The organism is Paenibacillus rhizovicinus (assembly GCF_010365285.1).
In the GTDB taxonomy this organism is placed as follows: Bacteria; Bacillota; Bacilli; order Paenibacillales; family Paenibacillaceae; genus Paenibacillus_Z; species Paenibacillus_Z rhizovicinus.
In genome coordinates this window covers 3,572,445-3,596,330 of the sequence record NZ_CP048286.1, presented here as the reverse complement: position 1 = coordinate 3,596,330, position 23,886 = coordinate 3,572,445, and the positions used below count along the sequence as shown (strand labels likewise).

Annotated in this window: 24 protein-coding genes, 1 pseudogene and 1 riboswitch; of the genes and pseudogenes, 23 read left to right on the top strand and 2 right to left on the bottom strand. The window is 53.1% G+C overall.

Translation table 11 applies throughout. The annotated features are described in order from the left end of the window. The first annotated feature begins 2 nt into the window (after window positions 1-2). From GZH47_RS16095 to rsmI, 4 genes are all read left to right on the top strand, one after another. Window positions 3-806 carry a PSP1 domain-containing protein gene (locus tag GZH47_RS16095; protein WP_162641130.1) on the top strand — a complete coding sequence of 268 codons (804 nt, stop codon included), beginning with the start codon at window positions 3-5 and terminating at the stop codon, window positions 804-806. A 95-nt stretch (window positions 807-901) separates the two neighbouring features. After that, a complete protein-coding gene (locus GZH47_RS16090) occupies window positions 902-1,249 on the top strand; it encodes an initiation-control protein YabA (protein ID WP_162645283.1) in 348 nt (115 codons plus the stop codon). A 107-nt stretch (window positions 1,250-1,356) separates the two neighbouring features. Next, window positions 1,357-2,136: a tRNA1(Val) (adenine(37)-N6)-methyltransferase gene (locus GZH47_RS16085; RefSeq protein ID WP_162641129.1), complete on the top strand. Its 780-nt coding sequence runs from the start codon at window positions 1,357-1,359 to the stop codon at window positions 2,134-2,136. After that, window positions 2,133-3,032 carry a 16S rRNA (cytidine(1402)-2'-O)-methyltransferase gene (rsmI, locus tag GZH47_RS16080; RefSeq protein WP_162641126.1) on the top strand — a complete coding sequence of 300 codons (900 nt, stop codon included), beginning with the start codon at window positions 2,133-2,135 and terminating at the stop codon, window positions 3,030-3,032. Before GZH47_RS16085 ends, rsmI begins: the two co-directional genes overlap by 4 nt. Before the next feature lie 111 nt (window positions 3,033-3,143). Here rsmI and GZH47_RS16075 read toward each other — a convergent pair whose 3' ends face one another. Next, a complete protein-coding gene (locus GZH47_RS16075) occupies window positions 3,144-3,398 on the bottom strand; it encodes an AbrB/MazE/SpoVT family DNA-binding domain-containing protein (protein WP_161705218.1) in 255 nt (84 codons plus the stop codon). A gap of 272 nt (window positions 3,399-3,670) precedes the next feature. On the opposite strand from GZH47_RS16075, the gene GZH47_RS16070 reads away from it, so the two are divergent. From GZH47_RS16070 to GZH47_RS16005, 14 genes and pseudogenes are all read left to right on the top strand, one after another. Next, window positions 3,671-4,987, top strand: a complete 1,317-nt coding sequence (locus GZH47_RS16070) for an HD domain-containing protein (protein ID WP_162641114.1) — start codon at window positions 3,671-3,673, stop codon at window positions 4,985-4,987. 21 nt (window positions 4,988-5,008) lie between these two features. Continuing rightward, a complete protein-coding gene (locus GZH47_RS16065; RefSeq protein WP_162641112.1) occupies window positions 5,009-5,776 on the top strand; it encodes a TatD family hydrolase in 768 nt (255 codons plus the stop codon). Between the two features lie 184 nt (window positions 5,777-5,960). Then, window positions 5,961-6,169: riboswitch (cyclic di-AMP (ydaO/yuaA leader) on the top strand. A 236-nt stretch (window positions 6,170-6,405) separates the two neighbouring features. Then, window positions 6,406-7,551, top strand: a complete 1,146-nt coding sequence (locus GZH47_RS16060; RefSeq protein WP_404823688.1) for a resuscitation-promoting factor — start codon at window positions 6,406-6,408, stop codon at window positions 7,549-7,551. Between the two features lie 202 nt (window positions 7,552-7,753). After that, window positions 7,754-8,308, top strand: a complete 555-nt coding sequence (gene rnmV / locus GZH47_RS16055) for a ribonuclease M5 (RefSeq protein WP_162641104.1) — start codon at window positions 7,754-7,756, stop codon at window positions 8,306-8,308. 5 nt (window positions 8,309-8,313) lie between these two features. After that, window positions 8,314-9,210, top strand: coding sequence for a 16S rRNA (adenine(1518)-N(6)/adenine(1519)-N(6))-dimethyltransferase RsmA (gene rsmA / locus GZH47_RS16050; RefSeq protein ID WP_162641099.1), 897 nt, complete (start codon window positions 8,314-8,316; stop codon window positions 9,208-9,210). 155 nt (window positions 9,211-9,365) lie between these two features. Then, entirely contained in the window at window positions 9,366-10,241 is an 876-nt protein-coding gene (yabG, locus tag GZH47_RS16045) for a sporulation peptidase YabG (protein WP_162641096.1), read from the top strand. Window positions 10,242-10,392: 151 nt separating this feature from the next. Further along, window positions 10,393-10,665: a biofilm formation stimulator Veg gene (veg, locus tag GZH47_RS16040; RefSeq protein ID WP_162641094.1), complete on the top strand. Its 273-nt coding sequence runs from the start codon at window positions 10,393-10,395 to the stop codon at window positions 10,663-10,665. 181 nt (window positions 10,666-10,846) lie between these two features. Further along, window positions 10,847-11,020, top strand: a pseudogene (locus tag GZH47_RS16035) (small, acid-soluble spore protein, alpha/beta type); the annotation flags it as partial. A 333-nt stretch (window positions 11,021-11,353) separates the two neighbouring features. After that, entirely contained in the window at window positions 11,354-12,208 is an 855-nt protein-coding gene (gene ispE, locus GZH47_RS16030) for a 4-(cytidine 5'-diphospho)-2-C-methyl-D-erythritol kinase (protein WP_162641091.1), read from the top strand. Window positions 12,209-12,292: 84 nt separating this feature from the next. Then, entirely contained in the window at window positions 12,293-13,129 is an 837-nt protein-coding gene (gene purR / locus GZH47_RS16025; protein ID WP_162641085.1) for a pur operon repressor, read from the top strand. Window positions 13,130-13,143: 14 nt separating this feature from the next. Continuing rightward, window positions 13,144-13,530 (top strand): RidA family protein, encoded by a 387-nt coding sequence (locus GZH47_RS16020; RefSeq protein WP_162641080.1) that lies wholly within the window; start codon window positions 13,144-13,146, stop codon window positions 13,528-13,530. Between the two features lie 138 nt (window positions 13,531-13,668). Next, window positions 13,669-13,953, top strand: a complete 285-nt coding sequence (gene spoVG, locus GZH47_RS16015) for a septation regulator SpoVG (RefSeq protein WP_018759486.1) — start codon at window positions 13,669-13,671, stop codon at window positions 13,951-13,953. A gap of 122 nt (window positions 13,954-14,075) precedes the next feature. Further along, window positions 14,076-15,476, top strand: a complete 1,401-nt coding sequence (glmU, locus tag GZH47_RS16010) for a bifunctional UDP-N-acetylglucosamine diphosphorylase/glucosamine-1-phosphate N-acetyltransferase GlmU (RefSeq protein ID WP_162641074.1) — start codon at window positions 14,076-14,078, stop codon at window positions 15,474-15,476. A gap of 265 nt (window positions 15,477-15,741) precedes the next feature. After that, complete coding sequence (locus tag GZH47_RS16005; protein ID WP_162641060.1) at window positions 15,742-16,392, top strand: 50S ribosomal protein L25; 651 nt, start codon at window positions 15,742-15,744, stop codon at window positions 16,390-16,392. An 86-nt stretch (window positions 16,393-16,478) separates the two neighbouring features. Here the strand turns inward: GZH47_RS16005 and GZH47_RS16000 are convergent, their stop codons facing one another. Then, the gene (locus GZH47_RS16000) at window positions 16,479-16,679 is read right to left on the bottom strand and encodes a hypothetical protein (protein WP_162641053.1); all 201 of its coding nucleotides are present in this window, start codon (window positions 16,677-16,679) and stop codon (window positions 16,479-16,481) included. Window positions 16,680-16,864: 185 nt separating this feature from the next. Here GZH47_RS16000 and pth point away from each other — a divergent pair, with 185 nt between their 5' ends. From pth to GZH47_RS15975, 5 genes are all read left to right on the top strand, one after another. After that, a complete protein-coding gene (gene pth / locus GZH47_RS15995) occupies window positions 16,865-17,425 on the top strand; it encodes an aminoacyl-tRNA hydrolase (RefSeq protein ID WP_162641043.1) in 561 nt (186 codons plus the stop codon). Window positions 17,426-17,637: 212 nt separating this feature from the next. Further along, entirely contained in the window at window positions 17,638-17,868 is a 231-nt protein-coding gene (locus tag GZH47_RS15990) for an anti-sigma-F factor Fin (protein ID WP_162641038.1), read from the top strand. Between the two features lie 111 nt (window positions 17,869-17,979). Further along, on the top strand, window positions 17,980-21,507 hold the full coding sequence (gene mfd / locus GZH47_RS15985) for a transcription-repair coupling factor (RefSeq protein ID WP_162641037.1): 3,528 nt from the start codon (window positions 17,980-17,982) through the stop codon (window positions 21,505-21,507). Continuing rightward, entirely contained in the window at window positions 21,494-22,615 is a 1,122-nt protein-coding gene (locus tag GZH47_RS15980; RefSeq protein WP_162641031.1) for a peptidylprolyl isomerase, read from the top strand. Before mfd ends, GZH47_RS15980 begins: the two co-directional genes overlap by 14 nt. Window positions 22,616-22,719: 104 nt before the next feature. Continuing rightward, entirely contained in the window at window positions 22,720-23,766 is a 1,047-nt protein-coding gene (locus tag GZH47_RS15975) for a lactonase family protein (RefSeq protein WP_162641023.1), read from the top strand. Window positions 23,767-23,886 lie beyond the last annotated feature (120 nt).

Below are 23,886 nucleotides of genomic sequence, written 5' to 3'. Positions count from 1 at the left end.
AATTGTATACTGTCGTGGGTGTCCGCTTTAAGAAAGCGGGCAAGATCTATTACTTTGACCCCGTCGATTTCCAAGTGGACAAGGAACAATACGTCATTGTGGAAACGGCAAGAGGGATCGAGTATGGGAAAGTCGTGGTAGGACCGAAGCAGGTCGGTGAATCGGACGTGGTCCTTCCGCTGAAGAAGGTCATTCGCATTGCGGGAGACAACGATGCAAGAATCGTCGACGAGAACAAATCGGCGGCTCGTAACGCGTTTGCGACTTGTTTGGAGAAAATTCGCGACCATCAGCTGAAGATGAAGCTGGTCGATGTCGAATTTACGTTTGACCGCAATAAAATCATTTTCTATTTTACGGCCGAAGGACGCGTCGATTTCCGCGAGCTGGTCAAAGATTTGGCAAGCGTCTTCCGTACCCGGATCGAGCTTAGACAAATCGGCGTCCGTGACGAAGCGAAGATGCTGGGCGGCATCGGTCCTTGCGGACGCGTACTTTGCTGCTCGACATGGCTTGGCGACTTCGAACCGGTGTCCATTAAGATGGCGAAAGATCAGAATTTGTCGCTTAATCCAACGAAGATTTCCGGATTATGCGGACGTCTGATGTGCTGCCTCAAATACGAACACGACAATTATGAAAGCGTTCGTGAGGAACTGCCGGCCATTGGCAAAGTCGTTGTCACCTCGTATGGGGAAGGCAAAGTAACGGGTATCAATGCGGGTTCGAAGTCAGTGTATGTGCAATTATTCGATGTCGGCGGCAAACCGAAAGAATTACCGCTTGATGATGTCGTCGTAAAGTAAGGCCAACCGGCCATGTGAAATCCGAAGCTGTATAGCCTTGGGGTGGAAACTTGAAAAAAGACATTTTTAGCGAAATTAGCAATTTGGAAGCGCATATGGGCAGCTTGTACACGGAGCTTGGTTCCATGAAGCAGAAAATCAAGGCGCTGCTTGAAGAAAACAACCGGCTTAGCATAGAAAACGGACAGCTGCGCAAAGTATTAAAGCGGGAAACGGCAGCTTACACGCCGAAACCGGAGCCAATCATCGTCGATGAGACGGTAGATGAGGCCGAACCGCACGAGGAACAGGTATTGACGGGCGATCCTTCGGCAATCGGTCAAGGCTATGACAACTTGGCACGACTTTATCATGAAGGTTTTCATATTTGTAACCTGTATTATGGGCATTTGCGTACGGAAGGCGATTGCTTGTTCTGCCTTTCGTTTCTCAATAAAGATTAATAGGAAGCATCTTCGCGGCCGACAAACGGCGCGGTTAGTTTACAAGACCCTCTAACACAGGGTCTTGTTTGCATATTAAAGATGAATGAAGTAAGGAGCAGGGATACGTGGTTAAAGAAGTGGTATTGGCCGATGGCGAAAGACTCGATGATTTATTGACGCATCAATTACATATTATTCAAAGCCGGGAGGTTTTCAGCTTCTCGATGGACGCCGTGCTGCTGGCTCGTTTCGCTGCTGTACCGCCGCGCGGCAAGATCTTGGATCTGTGCAGCGGCAATGGCGTGATCCCGCTGCTGTTGACGACGCGTACGAAGGCGACGATCGATGCCGTGGAAATCCAGCCGCGGCTCGCGGATATGGCGCGCAGAAGCATTGCCGCGAACGGATTGGAAGACCGTATCACGGTATACGAAGGGGACTTGCGAGAGTTTCACAAGAAGAATGGGCATGGTATGTACGATGTTGTCACGGTGAACCCTCCATATATGCCAGCCGGTACGGGGGATCAGAACGAGAACGAGCATTTTGCCATGGCTCGCCATGAACGCAATGGGACATTAGACGATATTGTCGCAGCTTGCGCAAAGCTTGTCCGAACGGGCGGCCGGGTTGCAATGGTTCATCGTCCTTCCAGGCTTATTGAAATTATGGAGACGATGCGCAGGTGGAAGCTGGAACCGAAGCGGATGCGATTCGTTCATCCGAGCGCGGAGGCCGAGTCCAATATGGTATTGATTGAAGCGGTCCGGGATGCTAAGCCGGAATTAAGGATGCTTCCACCGCTGATCGTATACAATGAGCAGCGGCAATATAATGAAGAACTGATGCGTATTTACTACGGAGATCACGCAGTCGATGCTGCGGCGAAGGAGACGGGCAAATGATCGTGCAGCACAGCTTTCAAACAACCGGAAAGTCCGGGAGCCAAACCGCCGGAACGTTATATTTAGTAGGAACACCGATCGGTAATCTGGAGGATATGACGTTCCGGGCGATACGTATCTTGAAGGAAGTCGATATGATCGCCGCGGAGGATACGAGACAGACCCGGAAGCTGCTGGCCCACTTTGAAATCAATGCTCGGCTTGTCAGTTATCATGAGCATAATAAGGATGCAAGCGGGCCGGAGCTGATTCGATTACTGGAGTCCGGTCAGTCTATTGCGCTCGTAAGCGATGCGGGACTGCCGGCGATTTCGGATCCGGGGGCGGACTTGGCAGCCGCGGCAGCAGAGCGGGGGCTGGCCGTCGTGCCGATTCCGGGCGCGAATGCGGCATTATCGGCGCTCATCGTCTCCGGCCTGCCGACGGAGCGGTTTCTCTTCGCGGGTTTCCCGCCGCGCGATCGCAAGCCGCTTACCGCTTGGTTGAATAAGCTGCAGCGGCAGGAAGAGACCCTGATCTGCTATGAGTCGCCGCATCGCATTGCCAAGACGCTGCCCGTGATGCTGGAATTATGGGGAGATAGGAGAATCGCGATGGTCCGCGAGCTGACCAAACGGCATGAAGAAATCGTCCGCGGTACAATCACGGAGTGCATGGCTTGGTTAGAGGAGCATCCACCCATTGGCGAGTACTGCCTGGTTATTGCAGGGATCAGCGCCCTTGAAGCAGCAGCTGCGCAGCAGGAAGAGGGTTCATGGTGGACTTCGCTCAGCGTGGAAGAGCATGTGGCTCATTATGAGGCGCAAAACGATGACCGTAAGGACGCGATTAAAAGGACGGCCGTAGATCGAGGGCTTCAGAAGCGGGATGTTTATAATGAAGTCATGAAGAAATAAAAAAAGACCCCCCTGGCCATATTGGCCCAGGGAGGCATCAAGGAGTATGAAAAAGGTTAGAATTAACAAATTGGATAATATCATTATAACCTATAAAATTCGTTTTGTCTCTTATTTTGTAATAGGAGTTGGCATTTCCGTCAAACAAACATTGCAGACGATTTTTCCTTTAAAATAAGCGACGTTTTCGGCGTTTCCGCAGAAGATACAAGCAGGCTCGTATTTCTTCAGCATGATCCGTTCGCCGTCTACGTAAATTTCCAGTGCATCCTTCTCTCCGATGCCCAACGTGCGGCGCAATTCAATTGGAATAACGACGCGACCGAGCTCATCAACTTTGCGAACGATACCAGTAGATTTCATCATAACTATCATTCCCCTTTCATATTGTTCAGTCGCCACGATTCGACAAAATTCTATCAATTTATGTCTTAATAATACCAACGTTTCCCATAATAGTCAACACGCTCTCCATGGCGAACAAGAGCAGTAACAGCCACAATTTCTCTACAGTAAAGCATTCAAATATACTTAATATAGTACAACAACGCCGTACATATTGGAAATAGAAATGTGACACAATTCGACAATTGTTCGACAATTATGTCGAAATAACGAACGATGGGAGAGTGTGTAAAATGGCTGATGGACAATCCAAGGAACGTCTTCCCGAAGAAAAAGTATTCAAGGATCCGGTTCACAAATACATTTATGTGCAAGATCAGTTGATCTGGGATTTAATCAATACGCGTGAATTCCAACGCTTGCGCCGTATCCGGCAATTGGGAACTTCGTATCTGACTTTTCACGGAGCCGAGCACAGCCGATTCTCTCATTCTCTCGGCGTTTACGAAATAACCCGAAAAATTATTTCCCAATTCGAGCGAAGCGGTTACGCCGGCTGGCCGAAAGAAGAAAAGCTCGTCGCCCTATGCGCCTCGCTGCTTCATGATATCGGACATGGCCCGTTCTCCCATTCTATTGAAGACGTGTTTGACGCGCACCATGAATCTTGGACCTGCCGTATTCTACTCGAAGATACCGAGATCAATCAAGTCCTTCGTCAATTCGATCCTTCGTACCCCGAACGGGTCGCTGCGGTGATCTGCAAAACCTATCATGAACCGATCGTAGTCTCCTTAGTATCGAGTCAAATGGATGCGGACCGCATGGATTATTTGCTTCGGGATGCTTATTTCACGGGGGTTAATTACGGTACCTTTGATTTGGAGCGGATATTGCGGGTTCTAAGGCCGCATCAGGGACGGATCGTCGTCAAGGAAAGCGGGATGCACGCCGTCGAGGACTATCTCATGTCTCGTTATCAAATGTATTGGCAGGTTTATTTTCACCCGGTGACGCGAAGCTCGGAAATTATCCTCAGGCAAATATTTCGCAGGGCCAAGGAACTTCACGGGGGTGGCTATACCTTCAAATGGATGATGTCACCGCTCGAGAAGCTGATTTCCGGGACAATCGATATTAGAGATTACCTGGCGCTTGACGAAGCGCTTGTTCAGACCGCCTTCTCCGCATGGGCAAACGAAGCGGACGCCGTGCTGTCTGACTTATGCCATCGCTTCTTAGACCGCAGGCTCTACAAGTACATTACGATGGATCAGCCGGACGAGAAGCTGTGGCAGGAAATCCGAAACCAGTTCAGCGCCATTGGCCTCCATCCGGAATATCACCTGGAAATTGACTTTCCGTATGACATGCCCTACCATGTTTATCGTCCGGGCTCGACGAAGCGTGCGGATAAAGAAGAAAAACCGCCGATTCTGCTGCTGTCGGGAGAGGACCATTTGTCGGAAATCTCTCGACGTTCCGATATTGTCCGCTCCATTACAGGCATCCATCAAGGGAAGTATCACTTGTATTACCCGGAAGAGCCGCTGCTTGAATCAGCGCACCGGCTGCCCGCGAATATACGCGAATTATTTGCTTTAATGTAGAAAGGGGTTACGTTCAACGTTATGTTAATCGACACGCATACGCATTTAGACTCGCATAAATTCGACGAAGATCGCGAAGAGGTTATTGAAAGAGCATTAGCAGACGGCGTACAGAAGCTGATCAATGTCGGCTTTAACCGGGAGACCATCCCTACGACGATCGCGCTTGCCGAGAAGTATCCATTCATCTATGCAGCCATCGGTTGGCATCCCGTCGACAGCATTGATATGCAGCCGGAGGATCTGGACTGGATCGCTTCATTATGCGATCATCCCAAGGTCGTGGCCATCGGTGAAATCGGTCTCGATTATCATTGGGATACGTCGCCGAAGGACGTTCAGCAGCGCGTTTTCCGGCAGCAGATCGCTCTTGCCAAAGAGAAACGCAAGCCAATCGTCATTCATAACCGCGACGCGCATGAAGATGTCGTGCGGATTCTCCGGGAGGAGGGAGCCAGCGAAGTTGGCGGGGTGATGCATTGCTATTCCGGCAGCTGGGAAACGGCGAAACAATGCCTCGATATGAACTTCTATATTTCCTTCGGGGGACCGCTTACATTTCAGAATGCGAGGGTACCGAAAGAGGTCATGGCTAAGGTGCCGCTGGACCGGCTGCTGATCGAAACCGATGCCCCTTATCTGGCTCCTCATCCCCATCGCGGAAAGCGAAATGAATCGGCTTTCGTCCGTCTTGTAGCAAATACGATGGCGGATATTTTAAGCAAATCTTTAGAAGAAATTGGGGAAATTACGAGCGAAAATGCAAAGAGATGTTTTGGAATCTCATGAAAACGAGACTGAAAGTAAGCATTTAGGAGAAATCCGGTGATAAAAATGATTTTTGATCAGAAAATCGCTTGATTTTCACGGATTTTTCCTTGGAATTCACTAAAATCGTCATTAATCAGTTCTTTACAATGTGCAGCGCTAGACTGTATCATTCATTTCAGAGCTACAAAAGATGTATTCGTTTTCCAATTAATCGCTTAATCTCCGGCAAACGGAGAGCGGGGGAACCAATTGTTGAAACTGTTCGTATCATAGCGGACAGCAGAGACATTGAAAATCTTCTTGGGGTGAATTTCGCAGTGGGATGCATGAAGTTTTCGCTTCCCGAGCGAATAGGGCGACTCTCACGCCCGAATCCGACAGCTAACCTCGCAAGCGTCTATAAGAGAGATCAACCTCGTGCATGCAATCCATGCTCCCATTTTCTAATGGAAGCCACGAAACAGATCCTCTGTCGTCGGGCTTCTTTTTGTTTGAATAATGCGTAAACTGACGACATAGGGTGTATCGTGGAGGTCGCAAGCCGGGGAGGAATATGGAAAATGCGTGCTAAGCACGCTAATACTTTATAGTCGCGTCTATTATCATGCATAACAAGGCGGCGGGGCTATGTAAGGAGGACCGAAGAAGTGGGAGCACTCCAGCTTAAGGACACCCATGGGAAACGATCATCCAGCATGTCTTTCGCATTGCGATGGAAGCATGAGAACGTGCGTTTAATTGTGCTAAGCGCCATGATCTCAATCGCTATGACTTTCATGTTTTTGGTGTTGTTGTACGGAACGGCTGACAAGCATGTCTCCGTAGTATTGAATGGACGAGAAACCATTGTCTCCACGAAACAATGGGTCCTTCAACGCCTACTGGATGAACAAGCCATAACTATTGGCACGCACGATAAGGTGTCGATGCCGCTGGATGGCGGAATAAGCGACGGCGACCGGATCATCATCGATCAGGCGGTACCGCTTGTTGTTAAGGCTGATGGCAAAGCAAAGACGTTGTACACGACAGAGAGAACTGTACAGGCGGCGATCGATCAGGCTGATATAGAGGTTCGCGGTCAAGATAAGGTATTCCCTTCGCTAACGGCTGCGCTAGAACCCAATATGACCATCACGGTCACGCGGATCGACAAAAAATACTCCGAGACGACTTACGACGTTCCATTCACGGTCGTGAAGAAGAACGACGAGAAACTCGAGCTCGGAAAACAAAAGCTTGTCCAGCCGGGCAAGCAAGGTAAAGTCGTCAAACGTTACGAGACGGTCTTTGCCGACGGCGTACTCGTTTCGCAATCGCTCGTCGAGAAACTGACGCCGCAGCCGGCGGTGAATCAGGTGGTCTCGGTCGGAACGAAGAAACCCGAGCCGAAAGTAGCTGTGCTGTCCGCCAAGTCCCAATCGTCCACGATGACGAAGCGGGGCGTTACGTTCAGCGCGAAGAGAGTGATTAAGAACGTCACGCTGACGGCTTACTCTGCCGGCGTTGCATCGACGGGCAAAGCGAAGGGCCATCCGGAATACGGCATTACCGCATCGGGTACGTATGTTACGGAAGGTCGTACGATTGCAGTCGATCCGAAGATCATTCCTATCGGCTGGTGGGTCTATATTGAAGGCATAGGCTTCCGCCGGGCTGAAGATACGGGCAGTGCCGTCAAAGGCAATAAGATCGACGTGTATTTCGAGAGCGAGTCTTATGCGAATCGCTTCGGACGGAAACGGGGCTACACGGTATACGTGCTGGGACCGAAAAAGCCGGAGTCTCTATAGAAACCCGGTTCGTGCAGTCATTTGATTAGCTCTGTGAGGAAGGAACAGGCTGCGCTGTATGCAAAGGCAGCGATAACCGTTTCTTCTTCATTCATATCGTAATTCATGCTTAAATATGCCATGATAAGGAGAGGCGCTGCCTCTTCTTTTTGCATGTTTGTCTGATTCGAATGTTTGGTTTGAAAGGAAGGTATGGGCGTCCATGATCAAGGAAATCATTGTCGTCGAAGGCAAGGACGATACGGTGGCCATCAAGCGTGCCGTTGCGGCCGAGACGATTGAAACAGGCGGTTCCGCTATCGGCGAGGCCGTGCTGAAACGAATCGAGCTGGCGCAGCAGCGGCGGGGCGTTATTATATTCACGGATCCCGACCATGCGGGCGAGCGGATACGCAAAATCGTCGCGCAGCGCATTCCGGGCTGCAAGCACGCGTTCCTGCCGCAGTCGGAGGCCCTCTATAAGGGAGATATCGGCGTCGAGAACGCTTCTCCGGAAGCGATACGCCACGCACTGGCGAATTTGCGGACAGAAGCTGCCGAAGGGACTGGCGCATTGGCGGAGGTCACGATGGAAGATCTCATGCAGGCCGGTCTGCTCGTCCACCCGCAAGCGGCGGAGCGCAGGCTGAAGATGGGCAATCTGCTCGGAATCGGGTATGCCAATGGCAAACAGTTTTTTAAACGATGCTCTACGTTCCGGATTACGCGGGAAGAATTCCAGCGCGCGCTGCAAACGATGGAGAGCGAAGGAGAATAAACAGCATGACAGAAGGATCTAAAGCGACAGTGGATATCAGCTCGCCTAAGCGCACGAAGGACATTATCGCCAAATACGGCTTCACGTTCAAGAAGAGCCTCGGACAGAACTTCCTGATCGATCAAAATATATTGCGTAAAATCGTCGGTGCTGCAGAGCTGGACGAAACGAAAGGCGCGCTTGAAATCGGCCCGGGCATCGGAGCGCTGACGCAGCAGCTCGCTTCCGAAGCGGGACGCGTTACGGCGATTGAGATCGACAACCGGCTGATTCCGATTCTGCGGGATGTGCTGTCGGATACGCCGAACGTGCATGTCGAGCACGGAGACGTACTGAAGCTCGATCTGCGGGAGCTGATGGAGAAGCAGTTCGCAGGACTAACCGGCGTTAGCGTCGTGGCGAATTTGCCTTATTACGTGACGACGCCGATTCTAATGAAGCTGCTGGAGGAAAAGCTGCCGCTCGAGAACATCGTCGTCATGATTCAGAAGGAAGTTGCGCAGCGCATGGCCGCGAAGCCGGGCGGCAAGGAGTACGGCAGCCTCAGCGTCGCCGTGCAGTATTACTGCGAGCCGGAGCTGGTCTGTATCGTGCCGCATACGGTGTTTATTCCGCAGCCGAATGTCGATTCGGCGGTTATTAAGCTGGCGCTGCGGGACAAGCCGGCCGTCGAGGTGGAGGACGAAGCGTTCTTCTTCCGCACCGTACAGGCTTGCTTCGCGCAGCGGCGGAAGACGATCGCCAACAATTTGACCGCGTATGTCGGCAAAGCTAATCGCGAGCTGCTGGGGCCCTTGCTGGAGGGCTGCGGCATTGACCCGTCCCGCCGCGGCGAGACGCTGTCGCTGGCGGAATTCGCCGCGCTCGCTCATGCGCTGCGGCAAGCAGGCCTGCCCGCATAGGCCTAGAGGCTTGAGATCAGCAGGGAAGGCGAAGGAAGAGGCTAATGCGTTGTTTAAAGGGCGAGCAGTCGTTTCTTCTTCCTCCGCAAAACATGATAAAGAAGCGCACCATCAGGGGCGTCTCCCCATAGGATAGACGAAGAGGTGATTTGCCCATGATGCAAGGGGACCTGGTCGTCCGCAAATCCTACGGCGGGGACGTCCTTTTTCGTGTTGCGACAATCGATCAGCAAACAGCTATTCTGAAGGGTACGGACTATCGTCTGCTTGCAGATGCACCCATAGTCGATTTATCGGTCGTTAAGGACGGCGATTTGCCGGTTGCCATCCGGCAAGCTCGGCTCAAGGCCGGAGAATCGACGCAGCGGATGCAGGAGGAGCGCGAGCAGCAAATCATTCAGCGGGAGCTGCTGCGGGCGCAAAACCAGAACCAGCCTTTCTTCGAGGTGCCTGGCAGAGTGCTGCATTTGGATGGCGACAGTAATTATATGAAGAAGAGCATGCAGCTGTACACGCAAATGCGCGTTCCTGCCCATGGCTTATTCGTGCATGAGTCACAAATGGCCGATGCCGTATATCGGCTGCTTCCGCAGATCCAACCGGACGTGATCGTGATTACCGGTCATGACGGCGTGCTGAAGAACCGCGAGCAGAACGATCTGAGCAATTTGGCATCCTACAAAAATTCGCAAAATTTCGTGGATGCGGTTCGAATTGCGCGGGATTACGAGCGGAACCGGGACGGTCTTATTATTGTAGCGGGCGCTTGCCAGTCGCATTACGAGGCGCTGCTGCAGTCCGGATCGAATTTCGCGAGTTCTCCTGGCCGCGTGCTCATTCACGCGCTAGACCCCGTATACGTGGCGATTAAAGCAAGCTACACGCCGATTCGCGAAACGATCAACTTGACGGACGTGATTCATGGGACGATCAGCGGCATCGACGGAGTCGGCGGTATCGAGACACTAGGCAAATATCGGGTAGGCCTTCCGAAACCCCGTACATTGACGGGCGTGAAGGCGACGGTATAAGTTGTTGCAGCCGGGATAAAATAGACATGGGATCGAAAAAATAAAGATTTTTTTTATTGACAATTTATTAAAACCGCTGTTATAATTAAATTTTTTTGACAAATCACCTGACCTTGGTTATAATGGACAAGGAAAGAGGTGGTAGTGCACAATGGCTAAAAATGCGCTATTGGAGATTAAACGCAGTTTGGAAACCCATGTCGGCTCCAAAATACGTCTTCGTGCAAACGGTGGTCGTCGAAAGACTATTGAACGGACCGGTGTATTAGAAGAAATCTACCCTTCTGTATTTATTGTCAGACTTGATCAGGAGCAGCATGCATTCAAGCGTGTGTCCTACAGCTACGCCGATATTTTGACGGCATCCGTTGAAGTGATGGTTGACAGCGACGATGGTCAGGTACGCATTACCTATATACAGTAACAAACAAACAAAATGTTTGATTTCTTGTAAGATGCGGGCAACAGCAAGCGCGAAGGCGTTTGGGTTGCTTGCATTTTTTTTGCGCGGGTAACGGTAGTCGTCTAACGGCCTGACTCGAATGAGATCGGGGAAAACAACCATACTAACAGTACCATGACGATTCCTAGGAGGAGACGACAACATGTCCCGAAGACGACGCGGTACGATGAGCGAGCAGTTAAAGAACGAGTTGGCCAAGGATCTTGGGTTCTATGACACGGTTCAGAAAGAGGGCTGGGGCGGCATTAAAGCGAAGGATGCCGGCAATATGGTGAAACGCGCGATCCAGATCGCAGAGCAGGCCGCAGCGAAGCAGCATCAGGCGCAGCAGGCAGCGCAAGCACAGCCGCCGGCGCAGAGCTACCGGGCACCGATGCCGGGCAATAACAATAACGCAGGGCGCTCCTATGCCGCTGCCGCACAGCCTAATTCAGGATCGGCCGCATCGACCATTCCGCCATATATGCAGCAAGCCATTGCCAACGCGCAGCACCATTCACCTCACATGGTTCAATAATGACGTATAATGACGGGATCAATCAGCTAAGATGGAGAGGATGCAGCAGCAAACTCGCCGACATCTTAGCTTTTCTTATGACCTTTTGTTATAATATGTGAAGTTTAATGATAATGGACGGGTGAATCGAACATGAAGATCTATGAGAAGGCGCCGGCCAAGATCAATTTGCTCTTGGATGTGATGCGCAAGCGCGAGGACGGTTTTCACGAAGTCGAAATGATCATGACCATGGTCGATTTGGCCGACCGTCTTGAAATGGAGGAGCTGCAAAGCGATTCCATCTTTATATCAAGCCAGGCAGGATACATACCGTTGGACGAGAAGAACCTGGCTTTCCAAGCAGCCAGGCTTATTAAGGATCGTTATAACGTTCGTAAGGGCGTATATATTCATTTGGACAAAAATATCCCGGTAGCGGCGGGCTTAGCGGGCGGCAGCAGCGATGCAGCCGCTACGCTGCGCGGATTAAACCGGTTGTGGCAGCTCGGCATCTCTGAGGACGAGCTCTGCACGCTTGGCGCGGAACTCGGCTCCGATGTGCCGTTCTGCGTGACAGGGGGTACGGCCATAGCGCGCGGACGCGGGGAGAAGCTGGAACGCATTCCGAATCCGCCGCAATGCTGGGTCATTCTTGCGAAGCCGCCGATCAATGTCTCGACGGCCGATGTTTACGGAAAATTGCGGGCTTCCGAGCTGAAAAAGCATCCTTCGACGAAAGACATGGTGGAAGCGATTGCAAACGGATCGTTCATGGACGTGTGCTCGCATCTCGGCAATGTGCTGGAGACCGTTACGCTGCAGCTGTATCCGGAAGTCTTGCAAATGAAGGAGATCATGCAGCGGCTGGGCGCGGACGGCGTGCTCATGTCAGGCAGCGGGCCGACCGTTTTCGGACTTGTGAGTAAGGAAGCGAAGGTGTCCAGGATTTATAATGGACTGCGCGGATTTTGCAAAGAAGTTTACGTGGTAAGAATGCTGACATAAAGCCGACGTAAACCTTGATTAAATCCGTATGAAAATGGTATATTGACTTTATATTATTCGGATTTAGCATGGGGGGAGTACGGTTTGAAGAAATTAAAACGCAGTGCAAGGTTAGTTGAGATGACGCAGTACTTACTTACGCGCCCCCATACGTTAATTTCTCTAACAGCATTTGCAGATCGCTATCAATCTGCCAAGTCGTCCATCAGTGAAGATTTGGCGATTATTAAAGAAGTGTTCGAAGAGGAAGGGCTTGGCGAGCTTCATACGCTTGCAGGCGCGGCCGGCGGCGTGAAATATACGCCGAAGATGGCTGACGCAGAGGCGCTCACAATAATGAACGGCATTTGCCGCCAGCTGGAGCAGCCAGAGCGCGTGCTTGCCGGCGGTTATTTATATATGACGGATATGCTGGGGCAGCCGGGACTGCTCGCGGACGTTGGCCGCATGTTCGCGACGGCTTTCGCGCACGCGGAGATCGATGTAATCATGACCGTGGAGACCAAAGGCATTCCGCTGGCCTATGCAACGGCTGCGTGCATGAATTTGCCGGTCGTCATCGTTCGCAGGGATAATAAGGTAACGGAAGGCTCCGCCGTCAGCATCAACTACGTCTCGGGCTCCAATAAGCGCATCCAAACGATGTCGCTGGCCCGCCGCGCGCTCAAAGAAGGAGCGCGCGTGCTGATCGTGGATGATTTCATGAAAGCGGGCGGTACGATTCAGGGCATGATGGATTTGCTCTATGAATTCAATGCGAAGGTCGCCGGCGTTGGCGTATTCGTGGAATCCGGCGAGCTCGATACCGAGGAGCGGCTGCTAGAGGACTACGTCTCACTTGCTAGTCTGACGGCCGTGGATTTGAAGACGAAGCAGACTACGGTCATTCCAGGCAACTATTTCAATCGACTAGAGAAATAACGGAGGCTATGTACATGACGAAACAACAACCGCAAATGATCTCGACAACGAACGCGCCTGCGGCGATCGGGCCCTATTCGCAAGCGATTAAGCTGGGCAACCTGCTCTTTACGTCCGGTCAAATTCCATTGAATGCCGACGGCACGCTGATTGAGGGCGGCATCGAGGAACAAACGCATCAAGTGTTCCGTAATCTTGAGGCAGTTCTGGCAGAAGCGGGAGCAACGCTCTCCGATACGGTCAAAGCGACCGTTTTCATTAAAGACATGAACCAGTTCGCAGCATTGAATGCCATTTACGCTTCTTATTTCGGCGACCATAAGCCTGCACGCTCAACCGTAGAAGTGGCGCGGCTTCCGAAGGACGTGCTTGTCGAAATTGAGCTTATCGTATCGATATAAGTCGAATAAAATAGAATAATCTTTCATTTGAAAAAATATTTAAAAACTAACCATGTATTTTCCAGAATCATGAAGGAATTCGCATCGTAATGTGGAAGTATACACCAAGTCTTCGATAGGCAAAGGTGGTGAACACAGATGCAAATTACCGATGTTAGACTCCGCCGAGTAAATTCCGAAGGTCGCATGAAGGCCATCGCCTCCATTACCATTGACAATGAGTTTGTCGTTCACGATATTCGTGTGATAGACGGAAACAATGGTATGTTCGTGGCAATGCCAAGCAAGCGTACGCCGGATGGAGAGTTCCGGGATATCGCACATCCGATCTCTTCGACGACACGGGAGAAGATTCAAGCTGCCGTACTCGCTGAGTACGAGCGTGCGGCCACGGAAGAAGAAGTTATTGAAGAAGGCGCTTAATGGGAATATTGGGGTAGTAAGGAAGAGAGCCATTTGGCTCTCTTTTCTTTTGCCCTGTGATACGCTATATTCAGTAGAGCATTAATATGAGCCGTAGATTGGCTCAGGGTGGAGGGACATTCGTGAAAGTAATGGCTATCGTCCTTGCGGCAGGTCAAGGAAAACGCATGAAATCCAAACTATATAAAGTATTGCATCCCGTGTGCGGTAAACCGATGGTGGCGCATGTGCTTCAAACGGTGAAGGATGCCGCTTGCGAGCGCACGGTCGTCGTTGTCGGGCATGGCGCAGAGACGGTTCGTTCCTATCTTGGAGCCGGCGTAGAGATCGTACTCCAGGAACAACAGCTGGGCACCGGGCATGCGGTTCAGCAAGCGGAGCCGCTGCTAGGCGAAGAAGAAGGCACGACGGTCATCCTGTACGGCGATACGCCGCTTGTGACTTCGGAGACGATTCAGTCACTGCTGAGCATTCATACGGGAACGCGTTCGGCAGCAACCGTACTGACGGCAGTCGTGCCGAATCCGCAGGGCCTTGGCCGCATCATTCGCGATGATGCCGGCAACGTGCTGCGCATCGTCGAGCAGAAGGATTGCACGCCGGAGCAGGCGGAGATTACGGAAATCAATACGGGCATGTACTGTTTCGATAATAAGAAGCTGTTCCAGGCGCTCGCTAAAGTAACGAACCATAACGCGCAGGGCGAATTCTATTTGACGGACGTCATGGAAATCCTGAAGAACGCCGGAGAAACCGTAGGCGCCTATTGCACGCCTGACTTTGCCGAAGGCATTGGCGTCAACGACCGCGTCGGTCTTGGCGAAGCAGAAGCGCTGATGCGCGCACGCATCGTGCGCAAGCATCAAATCGGCGGCGTTACGATTATCGATCCGGCAGCGACATATATTGAAGCGGACGTTGTGATCGGGTCGGATACCGTTATCTATCCGGGTACGGTGCTGCGGGGCGCGACGGTGATCGGGGAAGATTGCGTTATCGGCCCGAATGCGGATATTGCCGATACGACAATCGGCAACGGCGTCACAGTGAAGCATGCCGTTTCTGCGGAAGCCGAGATTGGCGACGAGTGTTCCGTCGGACCGTACGCGTATCTCCGTCCAGGCTCTAAGCTCGGCATCGGCGTTAAGATCGGCGATTTCGTCGAGATCAAAAACGCGGAGCTGGGCAACGGGACGAAAGTATCGCATTTGAGCTATGTCGGCGACGCGAAGGTCGGCAAAGACGTCAACATCGGTTGTGGCGCTATTACGGTCAATTACGACGGCTATAACAAGTCGCTCACGGAAATCGGCGACAACGCGTTTGTCGGCAGCAACGTAAACCTGATCGCACCGGTCAAGATCGGCGACGGCGCTTATGTCGTGGCGGGCTCCACGATTACGCATGACGTGCCGGAGAACGATGTGGCCATTGCGCGCGAGCGCCAGGTCAATAAGCCGGGGTATGCCGAGAAGCTGCGCGGACGGGCTAAAGTGAAGAAAGATGCGAAATCCCAAAACTAATCGGCTGCTATAGCCGAATCATTTAAGTTCTAGTTCGAGGGCCCCGGGGCGTTCCAATAACCCGGGGTTCTTTTTGCATCTGCATCTGCTTGTGTGGACATGGGCTGAGAGGGAAGCAGCCGGGGCTTGCCGACCTGGTCTGAATATGGTCGCAGCTCGTTCCATGCAGCCGAATGGCAGGCCGTCATGATCGCGTATTCGTTTAATTCCGGGGCGGATTGGGTATGAATATATGGAAATCGAATTGTACAAGGAGGTTTCCACAATGGCAATCCCGTTTCAAGCTGAAGAACGGAAGACTGGCACACAGGGCGAATTGCGGAACATGAGGATGAAGGGCAGAGTGCCCGGCGTTGTATATGGAACACAGCTTAGCAAGCCGCTGAATGTGGCGGTGAACGAGAAGGAGCTGTCCTCGCTGCTTCGCTCCCATCCGCATGCCTTGCTGGAGCTCGATATCCCCGGCGCGGGCAAACAGCCCGTCATGCTGACGGAGGTACAACGCGAGCCGCTGTCACGAACCGTGCTCCATGTCGATTTCCATCAAGTGAATATGAATCAAGAAGTTAAAACGATGGTCCGTTTGGATATGGTTGGCGACTCTACGGGCGTACGCGAGGGCGGTATCCTGCAAGCGATGCTGCATGAGCTGGAAATTCATTGCTTGCCGGGCGGAATTCCGGAGTCGATCGAAGTCGATGTCTCGAGCTTGGGCATCGGGGAGAACTTGCTGGTCGGGGATTTGAAGCTGCCTTCGGGCGTGACGACCCGGCTGGATGCCGATCAGGTCATCGTGACGATCCTCATGCCGCAGAAAGACCTGACCGCCGAAGAAGCGGCAGAGGCAGACGGAGAGGCCGAAGCAGCCGCAGAGCGGTCGCATGAAGCGAAGATGGAAGTCCATACATCGACGTAAGCGAGATGAAAAGAACGAACGATATCGTTCCTGCTTTACTTTAGAGCAACAAAACGGGGCTGCCGGCGCAGCCCCTTTACTTTTTTTCAGTAGCCGGGCCTGGAGACGAAGGTAAATCGCTTGCGGCTGTAGAAAATATTATTCATCTTGATGTACGATGAACTGACCTCATCGACGAAGCCGATGTCATGATGCTCTTTGCCCCAATAGACCTGCACGGGCACTTGGCAATCAAAGTGATCTTGAAAATGGCAATCGTCGAAGATCAGTTGTCCGTTTTCATACATCGAATAAACGCCCCTTTGCATACGAAGTTCGGCAGTCCGCCGCCACTATACATATGACCATTTGGAACGAACATTCGTTGCATGGGCGGGAACTATTTTTTAAAAGGGTCCAAGATGCCAGAAGATTCTCGGATCCCGGATGGCAACAGCCGTATTCATTTTGAACAGGAGTTGACGATAGCAGCATGAAATGGATCGTAGGTCTCGGCAACCCCGGTACCGCTTATCAAGGGACAAGGCATAATGTCGGGTTCATGGTCGTGGACGTCCTCGCCAAACGGTGGGGCATCTCGGTTACGCAAAGCAAATGCAAGGCGCTGATTGGCGAAGGAAACGTTGCAGGAACGAAGGTAGCGCTAATCAAGCCGATGACGTATATGAACTTGTCGGGCGAGACGGTACGCGGGTTTATGGATTATTTCAAAGCCGATCTGGAGGATGCCATCGTCGTCTATGACGATCTCGATACGGAAACCGGCCGCATTCGGCTCCGCTATCAAGGCAGCGCAGGAGGGCACAACGGGATTAAGTCCATTATTCAACATACCGGCACGCAGACTTTTAACCGGATTCGGCTGGGCATTTCGCGGCCGCAGAACGGAATGATCATCTCGGACTACGTACTTTCTAATTTTCCCAAGAGCGAGGGCGAGCTATTGAAGCTGATGGTGGAAGAGAGCTGCGACGCGATAGAGTTTGCGCTCACCAATCCGTTCGAGCGTACCATGGCCAAATATAACCGTTAAATTTCGGCGGGCGCGGGCATACTGAGGGTAGGATGCATACCCGAGCAGCGAACTTTACGACTGAACCGTGAGAGAGGCTCACGGATCAGAGAAGTTCGCGACCAGGGTAGGATGCATACCTGGGCGGCGAACTTTACGACTGAACGGTGAGAGGCTCACGGATCAGAGAAAGTTCGCGGCCAGGGTATAACGACCACTCAGGAGGCATAAATATGGCTGTGAATTATGTTTGCCGGCATTGTAAAACGTCCATGGGCTCTATCGACAACACGCAGATTTCGGAGGCGCAGCTCGGTTTCCATTTCTTGACCCCCGAAGAACGCAGCGATATAATAGCGTATAACTCGAACGGAGACGTTACGGTCAACGTGGTTTGCGATTATTGTCGCGAAGCGATAGAGAGCAATCCCGAGCTGCTGCTTGTGGTGAACCCGCTGCAGTAGCCAGCGATAGAAGAGCCTTGGCGAACGGCTGAGGCTTCTTTTTTGATCTATAGTAAAAAAGCCTGTGGGAACTGTACGGTTTGGTTTGGAAAGAAACGAGGTGCCGCTAACTTGAAAGCATTATTGGAAGCTTATGCCGCGGATACGGATTTTGTCTCCATCGTATCCGGAATCAAGAAAGGGATGCGCGAGCAGCTCATATCGGGGCTGGCCGGCTCATCGCGGCAGGTTATGATCGCTGCGCTGAAGCAGGAATTCGATCGCCCGATACTCGTCGTTACCCACAACATGTTTGCGGCGCAGAAGATTGCCGAGGATCTCGTGGAGTGCTTGTCCGCCGACGAGGTGCTGCTCTTCCCCGCCAACGAGCTTGTCGCCGCCGAAGCGGCGATATCGAGCCCGGAAACGCTAGCCCAGCGGATGGATGTGCTTATCCGGCTGTCGCAAGGGTTTCGCGGGATTGTTGTCGTGCCGTTCTCCGGCGTTCGCCGCTTTCTGCCGCTGAACACCGTGATGGCGAACGCGCGCATCTCGCTCAAGGTGGGCGAAACGCTCGCGTTGGAAGCGTTTTTACGCCAAATGGTAGAGCTTGGCTACGAGCGCGTGGATAAGGTAGAAGGCAAAGGCGAGATGAGCGTACGTGGCGGAATCGTCGACTTCTTCCCGCTCACGTCCCCGCATCCGTACCGCGTGGAATGGTTCGATGACGAAATCGACTCGATCCGGACGTTCGATTCCTCCGACCAGCGCTCCATCGAGAAGCTGAACGAGTACAGCGTGCCGCCTTGCCAGGAGCTGACGGCGGATAAACGCCGGTTCCAGAACGCGGCGCAGCATGCATCGGATCTGCTGGAGCAGCAGCTGCTGAAGATGACCGACCGCACGGCCAAGGATCGGTTGCGTTCGGAGATCGGCTCCGAGATCGAGAAGCTGCGGGAGCATCATTATTTTCCGGAAATCTATAAATATATTTCACTGCTCTACCCTGAGCGGCAGACCTTATTCGATTATGTACCGAGCGATACGCTGTTGATCTACGACGAGCCGACGCGTCTGATCGAGACCGGGCGCCAGCTGGAGCGGGATGAAGCGGAATGGTCGACGCATCTGATGACGAACGGCAAAGCGCTGCCGGCGCTTGCTTTGGCGCGCCCATCGGACGACGTTCTATTCCACCGTCCCTTCCCGACGCTGTTCTTGTCCCTGTTCCTCCGTCAGATTCCGCATACGCAGCCGCAAAACATCCTCAATGTCGTGAGCCGCGCGATGCAAAATTTCCACGGTCAAATGAACGTGCTCAAAGCCGAGATGGAGCGCTGGCGCAAAGCAGGCGCTACCGTCATGATGCTTGCCGGCAGTGCGGAGCGGATGGACCGCATGCGGCGGGTGCTGCAGGATTACGGCATCGAGCCGCCGATTCTGATCGAGGGCAACCTGCAAAGCGGGTTTGAGCTGCCGTCCGTGCATCTCATCGTCATTACCGAGGGCGAGATGTTCTCGCAGAAACAGCGCAAGGCGCGCCGTCTCGACAAGAAGATGGACAATGCAGAGCGAATCAAGAGCTATACGGAACTTAAGGTCGGCGACTATGTCGTGCATCAGAACCACGGCATCGGCAAGTACATGGGCATCGGCACGCTGGAGATTGCCGGTATCCATAAGGACTACATGCATATTATGTACGCGGGCGGCGACAAGCTGTCCGTGCCGATCGAGCAGATCGACCTCATTCAGAAATATGTGGGCAACGAAGAGAAAGAGCCTAAGGTATACAAGCTTGGCGGCAGCGAATGGACGCGCGTCAAGAGTAAGGCGCAATCGTCCGTCAAGGATATCGCCGACGAATTGATCAAGCTGTACGCCGAGCGGCAGGCGACGACCGGGTTCGGATTCGGTCCGGATACGTCGTATCAGCAGGAATTCGAAGCGATGTTCCCTTACGACGAAACGGTCGATCAGCTGCGCGCGATATCGGAGATCAAAAAAGATATGCAGACGCCTCGTCCGATGGACCGCCTGCTGTGCGGCGACGTCGGTTACGGCAAGACGGAAGTCGCGGTGCGCGCCGCGTTCAAATCGGCGATCGAAGGCAAGCAGGTCGCGATTCTGGTGCCGACGACGATTCTGGCCCAGCAGCATTACGAGACGTTCCGCGAACGGTTCTCGGGCTTCCCGTTCAACGTTCAGGTGCTGAGCCGGTTCCGCTCCAAGAAGGAGCAGTCGGCAACGATGAAAGGGCTGAAGGCCGGGACGGTGGACGTCGTGATCGGGACGCACCGCCTGCTGTCGCAGGACGTGATATTCAAGGACTTGGGACTGCTTATCGTCGATGAGGAGCAGCGTTTCGGCGTGTCGCATAAGGAGAAGCTGAAGCGGTTGAAAACCAACGTTGACGTTTTGACGCTGACGGCAACGCCGATTCCGCGGACGCTCCACATGTCCATGCTCGGCGTACGCGACTTGTCCGTCATCGAGACGCCGCCGGAGAACCGGTTCCCGGTTCAAACCTACGTGGTGGAGTACAGCCCGTCGCTTGTCCGCGAATCGATCGAGCGCGAGCTGGCGCGCGGCGGACAGGTGTATTACTTATACAACCGGGTGCAAGGCATCTATCAAATGGCCGAGCAGATCAACGCCTTGGTGCCGGATGCGAAGGTGGCGGTCGGTCACGGGCAAATGTCCGAGCAGGAGCTGGAGAAGACGATCCTCGACTTCCTCGACGGGGAGTCCGACGTGCTCGTCAGCACCAGCATCATCGAGACGGGCGTCGATATTCCGAACGTTAACACGCTGATCGTGCACGATGCGGATAAAATGGGCTTGTCGCAGTTGTATCAGCTGCGGGGCCGCGTCGGACGGTCCAATCGGATCGCATATGCGTATTTCACGTATCAGCGGGATAAAGTGCTGACGGAAGTCGCCGAGAAGCGGCTGCAGTCGATTAAGGAATTTACGGAGCTCGGCTCGGGGTTCAAGATCGCGATGCGCGACTTGTCCATTCGGGGCGCGGGCAACCTGCTCGGGGCGGAACAGCACGGCTTCATCGCGTCCGTCGGCTTTGACTTGTATTCGCAAATGCTGGCCGACGAAATCGCCAAGCGGAAAGCGGAAATGGGCGGCGAAGTCGAAGAGCAGGTGAAGGAAGTGAGCACGGTTATCGACATGAGCATCGATGCCTACTTGCCCTCTTCCTATATTTACGATAGCATACAGAAGATAGAGATTTATAAGAAAGTCGCCGCGGTCCGTACCTTCGAAGAAGGGGATGACCTGCGCGACGAGCTTGTCGACCGGTTCGGCGATTTGCCGCAGTCGGTAGATAATCTGCTTTCCGTAGCCCGGCTTAAAGTATTCGGCGCCATTTGCGGAATCGAACAAATCGGCGGCAAAGGCGAGGATTTTACGCTCAAGTTCGCGGAGCGCGAGAAGAAGCGGTTTGACGCGAAGAAGGTGGACCGTATCTGCCTCCAGCTGGAGAACCGGTTCGCGCGTCCTTCAGGACAAGAGCCTTATCCGGTCGTGCAGCTGCGCGGCAAAGGGTTGGCCGTGGAGCAGAAGCTTGAACTGTTGGAGCGGTTTTTGACGCAGTACAAGGATACCATTCAATCGAAAGGGGAACTACAGGATGTTACGCACTAAACGGGCAAGAAGAACGATCCTGCTGGCGATTGTCGCCGTATTGGTCGTCGTGCTTGCGGCGGGCTGCGGTAGTAAGAAGGAGGAGGCATCCTCGGCAGCACCAGGCACGGCGGAAGGCAAAACCATTGCGACGTACAAGGACGGCACGGTAACAGACAACGAGTTCAAGAAGTATTCCACGTTCTTCGGCATCGTGCAGCCGCAAACAGAAGCTTACCTGAGCATTCCGCAGCTGCAAGAGCAGTTCCTGCGCGAATACATCGGGTATAAAATTTTGTACAAGCCCCTCTCGGACAAGAAGCTGAGCGATGAGGACCAGAAGGCTATCGATACGTTCTACTCGCAAGTGAAGCAGCAGTTCGATGCCGATGCAACGATCAAGAAGAAGGCGGACGATGCCGGCTTGACCGAAGCGGACATCCGTTATTTCTACACCATGATCACGAGCATCATGAAAGACGAAGAAAGCAAAGTGACCGATGCCGATGTTCAGAAACAATACGAGTCGACGAAAGACGACTACAATATAATCAGCGTTCGCCATATTCTGATCTCGACGGTAGATCCGACAACGGGCGCTGAGAAACGCACGGGCGAGGAAGCGCTCAAAATCGCCAAGGATGTCAAAGCCCAGCTGGATGCGGGCGGCGATTGGAATGTCCTGGCGAAGAAATACTCCGAAGATGACGGCTCCAAGGACAAAGGCGGTCTGTATGCGGACCAGCAGGCAAAAGGCTGGGTGCAGGAGTTCAAGGACGCGGCGAATAAACAAGAGATCGGCAAAGTCGGCGATCCCGTTCAATCGCAGTTTGGTTACCACGTCATGAAGGTCGAGAAACGCACGCCAACGGCGTTTGACAAACTTACTGCCGCGGACAAAGAGTCCCTTAAGCAGGAAGCGTCTTCGGCCAAGCTGCAGGCTTACATGACGGACGAGCTGCCGAAACTGATTACGAAGATCGATCTGCCGAAAGCGGCAACGACGGATGGTGCAGGCACGGGCACGAACGCAGGTACAACCAACACAGGCAAGACCAATACTGGCACGAACAATGCCGACAAGAAAGACGATACAGCCACGAACGATAGCAAAACCGAAAGCAAGTAACGATCGGTGATTGTCGGGTAAGGGCAGCATTTCTTGCGAACAAGCCCAGCCCGAAACGGCTGGGCTTGTTCGTGTTTATGATGCGATAACGGGGAGGAACGATCATGGGACAGGGACTTTTGTATACGGGATCATATGCGTCGCGGGAGCAAGAAGGCGTTAAGGCGATGCGGCTGCAGGGACATGACGGGGGATTGACCGAGCGTTCAGGGCTGGCTGGCATTCATCATCCCTCTTATTTGACCGTTAATGCGGCAGGCACGCGGCTTTACGTTGTCAGCGAGACGGGAGCGGAGCCGGGCAGCGTGCTTGGCTATGCCATTCATCCCGAGGATGGCGCGCTGACGCTTATTAATGAAGCGTCGACATTGGGCGGATCGCCGTGTCACGTGACGATGGATGCGACGGAGCGGCTGCTGATCGTGACGAATTATACGGGCGGCACGGTCAGCCTGTATGCGATTCAGGAGGACGGTTCGCTTGCATTGGCGGACCATAAGGCCCACGAGGGACGCGGACCGCGTGACGACAGGCAGGAAGCGCCTCATCCGCATTCATCGATTATCGACGCGGCCAATCGATTCGCGCTGGTTGCCGATCTCGGGACCGATGAAATGGTCCATTACCGGATCGATCACGAGGCGCAGAAGCTTGTCCGCCACCATGCGACCAAGACGGCTGCCGGAGCGGGTCCGCGCCACATGGCCTTCAATTCTGCAGGAGACAGGCTGTATGTAGTGCACGAACTGGATTGTAACGTTGCCGTGTACAGCTATGATGGTGAGACATCCGAGGCGGCCTTGCTGCAGAGCGTCTCGACGCTGCCGGAGGGGTTCGCCGGGGAGAATACATGCGCGGATATTCATGTTACGAAGGACGGCCGGTACTTGTACGCCTCCAATCGGGGACATGACAGTATCGCCGTTTATCGCATCCTTCAGGACGGTCAGCTCGATCGGGTCGAAATCGTATCCAGCGGTGGCCGGACGCCGCGAAATTTCGCCATTTCTCCAGATGGGCAGTTCTTGCTCGCCGCCAATCAAGACAGCGACACGATCATTGCGTTCCGGATCGATGCTGCAACCGGACGTTTGCATGCGACCGGCGAGTCGTTCGAGACAGTGAAGCCGGTGTGCATTGTTTTTCAATAGGGATATTCGAAATTCGAATCAGAAGGTTGCAACTTAATAAGCTTCCCATAGCGTCCTAGCCGACGTGAGGGAAGCTATTTTTATTCTGGCGCTGGCGATTGGACTGGTAAATTGGTGCCG

What these genes read in the sequence shown, in the direction of transcription:
- GZH47_RS16065 (WP_162641112.1), top strand. Translation starts at nt 5,009, where the DNA reads ATGTTAATCGACACGCATACGCATTTAGACTCGCATAAATTCGACGAA.
- GZH47_RS15990 (WP_162641038.1), top strand. Translation starts at nt 17,638, where the DNA reads ATGGCTGTGAATTATGTTTGCCGGCATTGTAAAACGTCCATGGGCTCT.
- GZH47_RS16020 (WP_162641080.1), top strand. Translation starts at nt 13,144, where the DNA reads ATGACGAAACAACAACCGCAAATGATCTCGACAACGAACGCGCCTGCG.
- GZH47_RS15980 (WP_162641031.1), top strand. Translation starts at nt 21,494, where the DNA reads ATGTTACGCACTAAACGGGCAAGAAGAACGATCCTGCTGGCGATTGTC.
- GZH47_RS16070 (WP_162641114.1), top strand. Translation starts at nt 3,671, where the DNA reads ATGGCTGATGGACAATCCAAGGAACGTCTTCCCGAAGAAAAAGTATTC.
- pth (WP_162641043.1), top strand. Translation starts at nt 16,865, where the DNA reads ATGAAATGGATCGTAGGTCTCGGCAACCCCGGTACCGCTTATCAAGGG.
- rsmI (WP_162641126.1), top strand. Translation starts at nt 2,133, where the DNA reads ATGATCGTGCAGCACAGCTTTCAAACAACCGGAAAGTCCGGGAGCCAA.
- GZH47_RS15975 (WP_162641023.1), top strand. Translation starts at nt 22,720, where the DNA reads ATGGGACAGGGACTTTTGTATACGGGATCATATGCGTCGCGGGAGCAA.
- GZH47_RS16075 (WP_161705218.1), bottom strand. Translation starts at nt 3,398, where the DNA reads ATGATGAAATCTACTGGTATCGTTCGCAAAGTTGATGAGCTCGGTCGC.
- veg (WP_162641094.1), top strand. Translation starts at nt 10,393, where the DNA reads ATGGCTAAAAATGCGCTATTGGAGATTAAACGCAGTTTGGAAACCCAT.
- GZH47_RS16005 (WP_162641060.1), top strand. Translation starts at nt 15,742, where the DNA reads ATGGCAATCCCGTTTCAAGCTGAAGAACGGAAGACTGGCACACAGGGC.
- ispE (WP_162641091.1), top strand. Translation starts at nt 11,354, where the DNA reads ATGAAGATCTATGAGAAGGCGCCGGCCAAGATCAATTTGCTCTTGGAT.
- yabG (WP_162641096.1), top strand. Translation starts at nt 9,366, where the DNA reads ATGATGCAAGGGGACCTGGTCGTCCGCAAATCCTACGGCGGGGACGTC.
- GZH47_RS16090 (WP_162645283.1), top strand. Translation starts at nt 902, where the DNA reads ATGGGCAGCTTGTACACGGAGCTTGGTTCCATGAAGCAGAAAATCAAG.
- rnmV (WP_162641104.1), top strand. Translation starts at nt 7,754, where the DNA reads ATGATCAAGGAAATCATTGTCGTCGAAGGCAAGGACGATACGGTGGCC.
- rsmA (WP_162641099.1), top strand. Translation starts at nt 8,314, where the DNA reads ATGACAGAAGGATCTAAAGCGACAGTGGATATCAGCTCGCCTAAGCGC.
- spoVG (WP_018759486.1), top strand. Translation starts at nt 13,669, where the DNA reads ATGCAAATTACCGATGTTAGACTCCGCCGAGTAAATTCCGAAGGTCGC.
- GZH47_RS16000 (WP_162641053.1), bottom strand. Translation starts at nt 16,679, where the DNA reads ATGTATGAAAACGGACAACTGATCTTCGACGATTGCCATTTTCAAGAT.